This window comes from Clostridium sp. FP1 (assembly GCF_011065975.2).
GTDB classification, from domain to species: domain Bacteria; phylum Bacillota; class Clostridia; order Clostridiales; family Clostridiaceae; genus Clostridium_AD; species Clostridium_AD tagluense.
In genome coordinates, this window is record NZ_JAAMNJ020000003.1 from 1 (window position 1) to 11517 (window position 11517).

At 28.6% G+C, this 11517-nt stretch carries 10 protein-coding genes and 1 pseudogene; 7 read left to right on the forward strand and 4 right to left on the reverse strand.

The features are described from left to right. Positions 1 to 557: 557 nt before the first annotated feature. The 3 genes and pseudogenes from G9F70_RS25705 to G9F70_RS25715 form a co-directional block, all read left to right on the forward strand. Positions 558 to 722 (forward strand): annotated as a pseudogene (locus tag G9F70_RS25705) (IS110 family transposase); the annotation flags it as partial. A 19-nt stretch (positions 723 to 741) separates the two neighbouring features. Beyond that, entirely contained in the window at positions 742 to 2187 is a 1446-nt protein-coding gene (locus G9F70_RS25710) for a hypothetical protein (protein ID WP_224617948.1), read from the forward strand. A 620-nt stretch (positions 2188 to 2807) separates the two neighbouring features. Beyond that, a complete protein-coding gene (locus G9F70_RS25715) occupies positions 2808 to 3971 on the forward strand; it encodes a hypothetical protein (RefSeq protein ID WP_164947564.1) in 1164 nt (387 codons plus the stop codon). Between the two features lie 763 nt (positions 3972 to 4734). Here G9F70_RS25715 and G9F70_RS25720 read toward each other — a convergent pair. Beyond that, positions 4735 to 5103, reverse strand: coding sequence for a recombinase family protein (locus G9F70_RS25720; RefSeq protein ID WP_164947563.1), 369 nt, complete (start codon positions 5101 to 5103; stop codon positions 4735 to 4737). 993 nt (positions 5104 to 6096) lie between these two features. On the opposite strand from G9F70_RS25720, the gene G9F70_RS25725 reads away from it, so the two are divergent. Then, positions 6097 to 6582: a hypothetical protein gene (locus G9F70_RS25725; RefSeq protein ID WP_164947562.1), complete on the forward strand. Its 486-nt coding sequence runs from the start codon at positions 6097 to 6099 to the stop codon at positions 6580 to 6582. 790 nt (positions 6583 to 7372) lie between these two features. Here G9F70_RS25725 and G9F70_RS25730 read toward each other — a convergent pair. The 3 genes from G9F70_RS25730 to G9F70_RS25740 all read right to left on the reverse strand — a co-directional run bounded on the left by G9F70_RS25730 (position 7373) and on the right by G9F70_RS25740 (position 8743). Further along, positions 7373 to 7873 carry a GNAT family N-acetyltransferase gene (locus G9F70_RS25730; protein ID WP_164947561.1) on the reverse strand — a complete coding sequence of 167 codons (501 nt, stop codon included), beginning with the start codon at positions 7871 to 7873 and terminating at the stop codon, positions 7373 to 7375. Between the two features lie 105 nt (positions 7874 to 7978). Next, a complete protein-coding gene (locus tag G9F70_RS25735; RefSeq protein WP_164947560.1) occupies positions 7979 to 8431 on the reverse strand; it encodes a hypothetical protein in 453 nt (150 codons plus the stop codon). Further along, positions 8432 to 8743: a hypothetical protein gene (locus G9F70_RS25740; protein ID WP_164947559.1), complete on the reverse strand. Its 312-nt coding sequence runs from the start codon at positions 8741 to 8743 to the stop codon at positions 8432 to 8434. It abuts the gene before it with no gap. Between the two features lie 223 nt (positions 8744 to 8966). Between G9F70_RS25740 and G9F70_RS25745 the strand changes: the two genes are divergently transcribed. The 3 genes from G9F70_RS25745 to G9F70_RS25755 all read left to right on the forward strand — a co-directional run bounded on the left by G9F70_RS25745 (position 8967) and on the right by G9F70_RS25755 (position 11245). Next, positions 8967 to 9539 carry a phosphatase PAP2 family protein gene (locus tag G9F70_RS25745; protein ID WP_164947558.1) on the forward strand — a complete coding sequence of 191 codons (573 nt, stop codon included), beginning with the start codon at positions 8967 to 8969 and terminating at the stop codon, positions 9537 to 9539. Positions 9540 to 9678: 139 nt separating this feature from the next. Beyond that, on the forward strand, positions 9679 to 10506 hold the full coding sequence (locus G9F70_RS25750) for an undecaprenyl-diphosphate phosphatase (RefSeq protein ID WP_164947557.1): 828 nt from the start codon (positions 9679 to 9681) through the stop codon (positions 10504 to 10506). A gap of 190 nt (positions 10507 to 10696) precedes the next feature. Continuing rightward, positions 10697 to 11245: a phosphatase PAP2 family protein gene (locus G9F70_RS25755; RefSeq protein ID WP_164947556.1), complete on the forward strand. Its 549-nt coding sequence runs from the start codon at positions 10697 to 10699 to the stop codon at positions 11243 to 11245. Positions 11246 to 11517: the final 272 nt, after the last annotated feature.

The following is an 11517-nucleotide window of genomic DNA, read 5'->3' on the forward strand; positions in this document are numbered from 1 at the left end:
ACTTGAAAAATATGAAATAGGAACACCATCCCATGACCTGTATAGGAGACGAATTGAAGATGATATTAAAGTTAAGATGCTGGAGAGTGCTAATGTTCTATAATCTCAAATACAGCCACGGGCACGTACACGTCACCGTGTACAGACACGAATGCAACTACGGTAACAAGCACATATTAAAAAAAAACATAATAAAAAAATATTATTAAGTATACTGGATTTAAAGGTATTAACTATGTCTTTTTCATAGTTAATTTAATATTTTTTAAATTACATATGAATTTTAAAGTAAACAACAACAACGGGCTTACTTGCTGTTGTTTACTTGTTTAGGACAGGCTATAGATATTGATATGAGTTGCTTCAAAAGTGTAACTATGTCATTTCCATATTTTTAACTATGTTATTGAATAAAGAATTGACATAGTTATACTGGCAGTGTAACCTAATCTTAGGTTGATAATGTGAATCATAAATTGAATGTTACTTAATACTAATATACCTTTTTGGCGTGTAAGGTAAAAGCACCCAAAATGAAATGTTAACAAGAGATAAAGAAAGCTGTGGGAATGATCACTGCTGCTGGATTCATTGCTGAAGTAGGTGACATAAAAAGATTCATACATCCAAGCCAAATCCAGAAACTTGCAGGTTTAAACCTAATCGAGAATAGTTCTGGTAAACATAAAGGTAGAACTAGTATAATCAAACGAGGAAGAGGTGATTTTAATAAAAGGCCTTATGGATTTAATAAATGAAGCAGCCTTAAATATAAAAAATAAATACATTGAAAAATATACTGAATTAATTTCTGATGATAGAGATTATATGTCTTTTGTTAGCGATATATCATATGAGTTATTTAATAAAGTTAATTTGAATAACGCAGTTGAATATAATGCAGACCAACTGCTGCAGCTGCTTACCAGAAGTCGCAGAATCACAAAAAAGAGATGGATAGAACTTGAGTTTAAAAACGGTTATAATTTATTGGATAAAATTCAAGAACAAGCATCTACTGTTTATAATAGTGATATTGCAGCATTCAAGTTGATTTATAAAGCTAATAATTTAGATGAACTAAAACAAGATATGACCAAATTACAACAGCTTACGGATGATAAGTTACTGTGTTGGAGAAAAGATGATAATTCCTATTTTGTAGAGTTTGAATATTTAGAACGAAAAACTCAAAGACAACTCCTTCAATCATTTCAATCTGATTTTAATTGGGTTGCTCTTCATTACATCAAAAAAAATATGTATTTAAACAATTCAATTTCAATGCCAATTTCAGTGAGTGACCTTCCAGTTGACATTAGTGGACGTAGAAAGGTTTCTCTAGATACAATGGCCTGCATCACCGCACATAATGATAATAAACAAGAAGAGCAGTATTACTATAACACCCAAAAATATAACGATACGCAAATTAGCACATATGTAGATATAAACTATGTACAAAAAAACAGTCTACAACATGCTTTTAAACATTTTAACGCTTTGGATAGATTAATATTTATTTATATTTTATCTCAGAAAAAGGCTGATTTTTTTGAAACTAGAAAAATAATAGTTGATATTTCTGATATTGTAAAGAATGTATTTTTAACTACCGGTGCAAAAAATTATGAAACTGTTAAATCCAGTATTGTAAAAATGGCTAACATACAAATGCAATACATTGTTAAAGGCCAAAGTGGGTTTATATCCAGAATTTTTTCTGAAGTATATCTTAACGAAAAGGCCATAGGTAACACTAACAAAAAGAATACTTCAGCAACTATCTTTGTTAGTGACATAATAGTTAGTGAATTAATGGAGAAGCAAACATTAAATATTTATGGCGATAAGATAAATGATATTTCTTCTGAAGCATTGTCTCTTGTTTGCGCTATTCAAGGTAGGAGAATGAAGTTTTATGGTGAAGGCAAAAATATAACAGAAGATTTATTACCTTATTACTTTTTCCAGCTAAAATTTAGAATGAGTGATAAGCGAAAAAAAAGAAATTTGCCAACTATAAAAGCCTTGCTGGAAGAACTGCAGAAAAATCATATTATTATTAAATCATTTACTCAAGTCTCAGATGCTTTCCAAGTAGTTTATTATAATTTGAATACAATAGAAATTAAAAACTTTGCTAATAATATAGCTAAGTCAGATTTATTACCATTAGAAAATTAACTTCTATTTATTAGAGGTTATTTTTTTACGCTTATTTATAACCTATCTCTTTTATATAATAATGATTTAGTGAATTATATTTGCATTGTTGTCACGAATTTGCCATACTGAGTGGTCTGTGTCACGGATTTGCAATACTGAGTGGTCTTTATCAAGAATTTGTCATACTGAGTGGTCCGTATTTGTTTTTTTTTACCTAATTACATAATTTAAACCGCTTTTTAATCAAAAAATAAAAAAATAATTATTTTTTTTCGACAAATTCTTCAAATATTTTTATAAAAATCATGTTATCGTAACAGATTTGCAATACTGAGTGGTCTGTGTCACGATATATCGATACTGAGTGGTCTGTGTCACGATATATCGATACTGAGTGGTCTGTACTTTCTTAAAACTTATGATTATTTGGTGAAATGTATCCTGCAAAAAATAAAACCATAGCAAAATAGCGCTCTTCAGGCATTGTGCCTAAAATTCCATACTGAGTGGTACTATTTTAGAACCCTTGAATTTACTGACTTGAAGGCCTACTGTAACGGTTTTAACGTACTGAGTGGTCAATTAGACAAAACTACAAAAGTATATTATAGTTTAAAATACAAAGGAGGTGTAACAACATGGCGAGTAGTGTAAATAAAATTATATTTAATATTGGAAAGCAGATTCTAAAGCAAATAACCGAGCCGATTCCTACAATTAAAGTAGAATATGTTACTTTAAGTGAGTGTACTGGCGAAAGCTGTATGTTTTATAATTCAGAAGATGAACATGCAAAAACATACTGTGCTAGTTTCTGTCCAAAAGCTCATGTTGTGAAGCCGATAATAAAAAGAATTATTAACTTTAATAGTTTTAGTGGACCTATACTTAACGCAAAAGGTAAGTTTACTCCAAGGTCTCTTAGTGGTAATATTCATTCATTTATAACTAAAATAAAAATTGATTACAAGAATAAAATAAGATTATCTCTTAATCAAATAAAGCAAATGCTAACTTTATACTCATTTTGTGATAGCAATGGAATAATAAAAAGTATTAGTAAAAAGCAAATAGCCAGTGTCATTGGTTGTACTGAAAAAACAGTAGAAAACAATAATATCTTATTATCAAAAATAGGTTTTATTTCTATATTTCCAAGAGAAAAAGGTGAATTAAGTATAATAATTAGCAAATATAAAGAACAACACCAAAAAAATGGTGGTGGATATATAGTTATGTCCAATTATATGCTTTCTTTATTAATGGAGTTAAAAAATGTAAATGCTTTAAGACTAGCTATACCAGCAATTATAAATTATGACATGAATAGTATTGTTAATCGTGCCACAAAATTTTCTACTAAGGAGATAAAAACATTGCTTCCTTCTTATATTTATACGCGTAAAGCTATTACTAAAATAATAGACACCTTTAGCTCTCTAAGTAAGCATATTTTCACATGGAAAGAAGAAGATAATGTTTTTATTGTAGACATAGATAGATCTCTTGATGGAAAAACAATAAAGAAAGAAAGCACTATTGTATTTGAGACTGAAATTATTGGAGCAATAAGTGAAAAGTTCTCAGGTGTAGCAACTATCACTCAGGAAGTTATAAAGGACAAGCTATCTATAGACATAGAAGATTTGGTTTCAATGGGTTTTGAGTATGGCATAGATATTGTTAAATCTTTTTGCGTAAAAGCATTTTCAATAAAAGAAACTATTAGAAGTTTTGGAGCATATGTTCGTCAGTTAATTTGCAACTTTTATTCAGAAGGCGGAAAATTAAACATTGTTTAGAAGGTCTTTTTGTTGTACCCTTTTTTAGGTAAATCGTGATTTTTTAAGAAAAACGTCATTTTTATCAATAGATTTCCCTAATTTATAAGAGATGAAGCTAATTTTTTAAGCTTCATCTCTTATTTTATTTATACGTTGTTTTGTACATATGGTAATTAGAAAAAAAGAATCCACATTATATAATATATAATTATTTATTTAAAAAAACAATTATATCCAATAAATTTTTAACCCATGAAATATATAAAATCTCCCCCATAGTGACATAAATGCTACACAATTTGAACGCTATAATGTTAATAAGAAAGTTTTTCCTTTTTAGATACTGTAAGTCATATTGATATATCTTGATTTCAGGGCTACTTGATTTGTCTTAATACCTGTTCTTTTTAATTTTTGTTTATTCTAATCCCTGTATATAAGGAATGAGTACTTAAAGAAACTACCTTATTCCTTTCTCTATCCTTTTCTTTTCTATATTATTTATTTGACTATGTTAAACATAAATAGTGATATGGTATATGAATTTCACAGATAATCAATTATTACCTTATAAACACTGTTTTATAATATAATCTTAAAACCTATTAGGATGGCCCTGGAGAGCTTTTATAAGTTAGAGCATCCTACATACCCTAAAGTATTTCCAATACCTAATATTTAATACTTAGGCTATTCAACTAACTTATGAATTTTCACTCATAAACAACTATCCCTTTAGGGAAGTTGGCAGTTGACACGTTATATATATTCAACGTAATTATTATTTTAAGTTCATTTCTAATTCATTACTTTCCTTTAAATAACGATAAAGAGTAGCCCTAGAAACATTTAAAGTTTCGCAAATATCTTTTATAGAATTATTGGAATCATTAACTAGAGATTTTGCCATAGAAATCTTTTTAGTATCCATTAACTTTGGTCTTCCACCAATTCTTCCTCTAGCTCTTGCAGCTTTAAGTCCAGCATTTGTTCTTTCTATTATAATATCTCGTTCAAACTCAGCAAGGGAGGCAAATATATGAAATATTAATTTACTACCACTGGTAGTAGTATCTATTTTTTCTTGAAGGCTTTGAAATCCTATATTTATTTCACTTAAAGCAAATATGTACCAATCTATTTTTTGCATCACTTAAAATATGGGTAAGGTGACTTAATGGTAAATGAGTGATTGTCATGCAATATATTGCGACTAGTTAAAAAATAAAAAACATTATGTGAATGTAACCCAAATATATTTTTATCATGGATAGTTAAGCAAAGAAATGTTATTCTGTACGCATATGTGTTCTCATTTTTTATTACGTATACAAGATTTACTCATACATTATAAAAATTCTTACCGCACACTATGAGAATATTGTGCGGTAACTAAAGTAGGGATTTTATGTGTAAAAATTGTTCAAAACTTGACGAAGGACATGATGGCTATTATTGAAAGTATTACTACAGTGAATGTTCTGAAGGACAATCTCCACAAAACTTAAGAGAATTTGCTTTTAAAAAAAACCACAAAAGAGATGTATTAAAAATAAAATATTCTCATTAAGTTACCAAGCATGGGTAGTGCTCGCAAAGCGTAAATTCACAACGTTAATCCAATTATTTACAACTGAGCATTAATGTTTGAATATTCGGACTTAGAATTAATATACAAAAGAGTATATATTATCAGTTTAAATCATTGATATATCTAGGGTTTAATCACTAAATGATAATATGTTTTTCTTAAATAATTCAAATTTTACAATAAAGGAATTTAACGTTCCCAAAATTATAAGTGAAGGAATTGATATATCTGAATATATATTTTTTACCTATTATACAATAATTTACAAATTATAACCCTCCATCATTAACATTTTTAAATAAATTTTATATAAAAAAAGGTATTTGAGGATTTTTATAGAATATATGTGTTATAGAGTAAATATTTTGTTACATCATCTCTTAAAAACAAGTTTTAATTGTTCTTCATTTAAACTTATTGAGTTAAATAGTGATTTTTTATAATATTGCCTATAGAAAAACGGGGTTATATTTAATGTAAAAATTACCTATTTTAATTTTATTTACAGAACGAATAACTTTTTCAAAAAAAAAAACGGAGGTAATGTTTATTATGAATTCAAAATTACTTATTTCAATGGTAACTACAGTCTCTATACTATGCTCAACCGTCGTACCAACATTTGCTGCAACTACAATAGGTACTACACTTCCAACCCCTAATTCTACTTCTACAGCTATGCATAGTTTGGCTACATCTGCACTCAGTATTTCTAGTATAACTTCTAACGTAGGTGCGAAGGGTACAATTGGTACCCTTCCATCTGGTAATTCTTTAATACTTTGGATTAATGCTAACGGTGGGAGCGGTAGTTATCAGTATCAAATTGTTGTAATGCACCAAAATGAAAAGGGTTACGGTCCAGGTACAATAGAATATATTTCCCAGTATAATTCTAGTAGTCCAGTCTTTTATACTCCTAAATCTACAGGCTACTATACAGTAAATGTCAACGTAAAAGATAGTGCTGGTGCCGTTGTTGGTACATTATTTATGCCTACCGGTATGTACGGAACAGCATTTATTGATGTTGAATAATGCAAATAATACCTCGTATCTTTCTGATACGAGGTATTTGTTTTACGCTGATTGGATATTTTTGAATGTGTGACCTTGTAGCTTGTATTTTCTATATTATACAAAAAATTTGTTTGGTAGAATACCGAAAAATACCTGTCAAATGGCATGAAAAGTCAAGTTTATTATTCTGGGGATGCAGCCAACGCAATTCCTTTCCTTATACTCTTAATTGATATACACAAGGCATACAGTTATCACGTCTAAATATGTATGTATAGTATTATTATGAAATCTATTGGTTAATAATAGATTTAACATGTCTGATGAACTAACAGGTGATTTAATTAAAGCGGAGCAATAATATATTAAAATAAATTGGTGAAGTCTATACCTTTCTAGTTGTAAATATATGAATTTAATCATTTTGTGTGATTGCTATGAAGTGCACACGATTTTTATAATGAAAACAAATAGAATTTGAGTTCATGAATAATCCGGGATTATAATTTGTTTTTTGATATTGTATACTCAAACTTAAATGATATGGATGGAAATAAAATGCTTTTTAAAAAAAATTATTTTAATAATAATAATAACTATTGCTGCAATATTTAATATTTTGATTGTAAAAAAACAAGATAATTCCAATAACGGGTTTACTTTAGGGGTGCAAATAGAAAAAATACAATGATTTTTACAATAACTTTTGCAACAAAAAAACTATGCTAATTAAATAATTTAGCATAGTTTTTTACATTTAATTATTTAGACTTAATGAACAATATAAGAATATTGTATATTAAAAGTTTTAAATATGTTTCTCATAGCAATAGAAAGGAAGGTCTCTTCGTGGAAAATATAACTGTCCCACTTTTTTATAACCAAAATTCTCATATAGTTTAAGTGCTTTTTCATTTCCACTATAAGCGTCTAATCTAATACATGAATAGTTATTTTTAGTAGCGAAATCCTCAATAAATTTTAATATTTCTTTTGCAATACCTTTTCTCTGAAATTCAGGATGAACAGACAATCTATGAATAACTAATACCTTTCTTCCATCAGTAAACCAGTTTATTTGACTGTATTCTGGGGATTGTTCTTCATTTATTGCAACGTATGCTACACATTTTCCATTATCCTTTAAAACGTAACAATCCTCACTCTTAATATCATTTTCTATAATATCTGAATTTGGATAAAATTTATTCCACTGGTATATGCCTTGACTCTCCATATATTTTATACATTTAGAAATTATATCAAGAATGTCTGATAGGTCTTGTTTCTGTCCCTTAATAATATCCATCGCTCTTTTCTCCTTTAAAAAGACTTTAATAAATTTGCATTTTTATACAAGTGTATATTTATATTTTATACCATTTATCCACCAAATACCAATATATTAAGAGCATTAAGAAAAATATATTATATCATTATACTGGAACTGCTTATTAGTAATGCCTATTCTCTGTGCAGGAGTTAGCACATCACCATTACCACTCTTGAAAGTCCAACAGAAGTTATAAAATGTCCTTAAAATGGTTATGGCATATTGAGCATACTTGGGATTGTAGTTAGAGTAAATATAACTTTTCCCCTCGCCTCTTGCTGTAACAAGTGGTCTTTCAAGGATAGAAATACTTCTTCTTATCTGATTAAAGAAAGCATTTATTGAATGGCTATTTACTCTTGCCAAATAGTCTGCAATTTCACTTGGAGATTTATCTGATAAATCAGTTATACAATCTACATATCGGACACCTTCATCAATAGAAGGCATAGGATGTTCTATTGGATTTTTGCCCCATTTGGGATAACTCTTCCCATCTTTAACTACATAGTCATAAAGACTATGATAAGCCAATTATTCTGCTATCATCTGTTTTTGTATTTCATAGGAAGAAAGTCCTTTCTTGCCATTATCTCTAACCCATCTTTTAAATGCTTTCATTTCCTCTGTAAATAGAGTATAAGCCTCTTTCTTACTTAAATTACGGTTCAATTTACATAGAAAATAATGAGATTGCTTATCTCTTATAGATTGTGTAAAAACTCTCATTACAGCGTCTATAATAGCACTATCTTCATCAGATACGAAGTTCCATTTGTTACAGTTTATCATTTCTTTAATAAGCCAATAGTGTGCTATAGAAGTATATTTTGAATTTGTGTGCATACCTTCTATATAATCTTTTCTTCTATTAAACTCGAAGAGTTTTAGTTCATATTGTCCGTTAGTTTCATCATCATTAGGAGTAAGAGGTTGTGGAGCATAAGGAAATCTTAATCGCTCATTCTTCCTTGCAAAACTGTATAAATGGTCATCATGGTATTTAATTGTATCAGCCTCTATCTGTTCCTGTTACCGATTCTAACATCTAAAAGAAAGAGGTGGTACGGTGTATGCTCATATCGGTGAAAAAATAAATGAATTTGATAACTATAGTCTAGTTCTTATTCAAAAGTATTTACAAAATAAGTATTTAGATATTATAATGCGAATAATGTCCTTTATAGGAAATTTGGGAATTGTTTGGATTATAATAGCTATCCCTTTAATATTAGGAAAATTATATAGAGTAATTGGAATTTCAATATTTTTAACATTAATTATAAGTACAATTCTAGGTGAAGGGATAGTTAAACATATAGTAAGACGGGTTAGGCCTTGTAATAAGCAAGATAATTTTAGTTTGCTCATTTCAAAGCCAACATCTTATTCCTTTCCTTCTGGACATACGCTATCATCATTTTCAGTCGCAGAAATGCTGTCTATGTATTTTACACAATATAAATTTATATTCATGTCAGTAGCATTATTAATAGCTTTATCAAGACTATACTTATGTGTTCACTACCCTACGGATGTTATAGCAGGATCTATAATTGGGGTGTTGTGTTCTAAAATAATTTTTATTATTTTGCAAGAAGGATATATTGAAAAGCTCGTCCCTTTTAAAATTTTCAGTTGATTTAAATTAAAAACAAGGGGATTTCAAATATTTGCTGTACATCGATGCGTTTTAGGCGCCGTAGTTATATTTATTTATTGATTGAATATATCATAAGGTAAAAAATTTATAAATTATTGTTATAAGGAGTGTATATTACATGGATTTGAACATTATATTAGTTTTTAAGGCTATAATAATAGCTATAGTAGAAGGGATAACAGAATTTATTCCTATTTCATCTACTGGACATATGATAATTGTGGGAAATATTATTAATTTTAAAGGGGCATTTGCAAATAGTTTTGAGGTAGTCATTCAATTAGGTGCTATTCTTGCAATTATAGTTTTATATTGGAATAAAATATGGAGTTCAGTTGTGGAGTTTTTTAAGGCAAAACCCTCAGGTATAAAATTTTGGACTAATATTATAGTTGCATTTATACCTGCTGCAGTCTTTGGGTTTATTCTAAATGATAAAATAGATAAATATCTTTTTAATCCAGGCACTGTAGCTTTGGCATTAGTAGTTGGTGGAATTCTCATGATTATTATAGAAAATAAATTTAGGACTGTGGATAAAACAAAAAGTGTCGAGAAAATAAGTATCAAGCAGGCATTTAAAATAGGTTGCTTTCAATGCTTTGCACTATGGCCAGGAATGTCTAGGTCTGCATCTACAATAATGGGAGGTTGGATTAGTGGTGTTTCTACAGTTGCTGCAACGGAGTTTTCATTCTTTTTAGCAATACCAACTATGTTTGGTGCTACAGCATTAACACTATTTAAAAGTGGAATGAATTTTAGTAGTGGGGAAATTATTATTTTGTTTATTGGGTTTGTAACTGCATTTTTAGTGGCACTAATTGTGGTTGAAAAATTTGTTTCTTATTTAAAGAAAAAACCTATGAAGGTTTTCGCTATTTATATAATAATTATTGGTATAGCATTGCTGATTTTAATTAAAATTGGTGCTATTTCAATATAAATATTAAACATCTAGATTTCAGATTTGTCTGTTATCTAGGTGTTTTTTTTATTTTTAGTTTTTAATTTTTAAGTAAAATCTAAGACTTTTTTAATCTGTTTTTAATATTTTTAATATATGCTATATAAATTAGGGGAATGCTTATAGACATATATATTAAAGAAAAGAGAAAAAAAGGGGAATGATGAAAATGATATCATTAGTACAGAGATTTGATAGCTCAATATTATTGTATATAAAAGATAATATGCATGGAATTATTATGGATAAAAGCATGGTTATATCAACATACTTGGGTAATGGAGGAATCATATGGGTTATAATAATAGCGATACTTATGATTAATAAAAAATATAGAAAAATAGGGTTTATGGCTTTAGGAGCCTTAATACTAAGTACAATTTTAGGAGAAGAAATATTGAAAAATGTAGTTAAGCGTATAAGGCCATCAGAAAATATACCAGCATGGAACCTTTTAATTGCAAAGCCTTTATCCTATTCATTCCCGTCAGGACATACGACTTCCTCATTCGCAGTGGCAGGAGTATTAGCAAAATATATTAAACGTTATGCATTTGGATTTTTAGGGTTAGCATCTTTAATAGGATTTTCAAGATTATATTTATACGTACATTATCCTACTGATGTTTTGGCGGGTATAGTTTTAGGTCTTATGTGCAGTGAAATAATAATTCATTTATTTGATAAAGCAAACAAATCTCCCCTTATACGAACATAATACCAGCTATATATATGACTTATATGGTGTTGTTTAGAAAAGTGAACATATACAAAAATCACTGGAATATAGGGCTATGCTTACTATTTATCTGGTCTTTGATAGTAGGTGTTGTAAATTATAGTTTTATGTCAATTGCTTTATCTTTTGTTTTCTTTATATATCTATGTATAAGCGTTTTTTTACAAAATTATTTTCAAAATGAAAATAAGGTAGAAAAAGTATGTAGGTATTTAGTGGGTTTTTCACTTATATCAGCGATTTATGGCCAA

Bases quoted from the DNA above. Each gene is read 5' to 3' on its own strand.
- G9F70_RS25750 (WP_164947557.1), top strand. From the start codon at position 9,679: ATGGATTTGAACATTATATTAGTTTTTAAGGCTATAATAATAGCTATA.
- G9F70_RS25710 (WP_224617948.1), top strand. From the start codon at position 742: ATGGATTTAATAAATGAAGCAGCCTTAAATATAAAAAATAAATACATT.
- G9F70_RS25755 (WP_164947556.1), top strand. From the start codon at position 10,697: ATGATATCATTAGTACAGAGATTTGATAGCTCAATATTATTGTATATA.
- G9F70_RS25720 (WP_164947563.1), bottom strand. From the start codon at position 5,103: ATGCAAAAAATAGATTGGTACATATTTGCTTTAAGTGAAATAAATATA.
- G9F70_RS25725 (WP_164947562.1), top strand. From the start codon at position 6,097: ATGAATTCAAAATTACTTATTTCAATGGTAACTACAGTCTCTATACTA.
- G9F70_RS25730 (WP_164947561.1), bottom strand. From the start codon at position 7,873: ATGGATATTATTAAGGGACAGAAACAAGACCTATCAGACATTCTTGAT.
- G9F70_RS25740 (WP_164947559.1), bottom strand. From the start codon at position 8,743: ATGCACACAAATTCAAAATATACTTCTATAGCACACTATTGGCTTATT.
- G9F70_RS25715 (WP_164947564.1), top strand. From the start codon at position 2,808: ATGGCGAGTAGTGTAAATAAAATTATATTTAATATTGGAAAGCAGATT.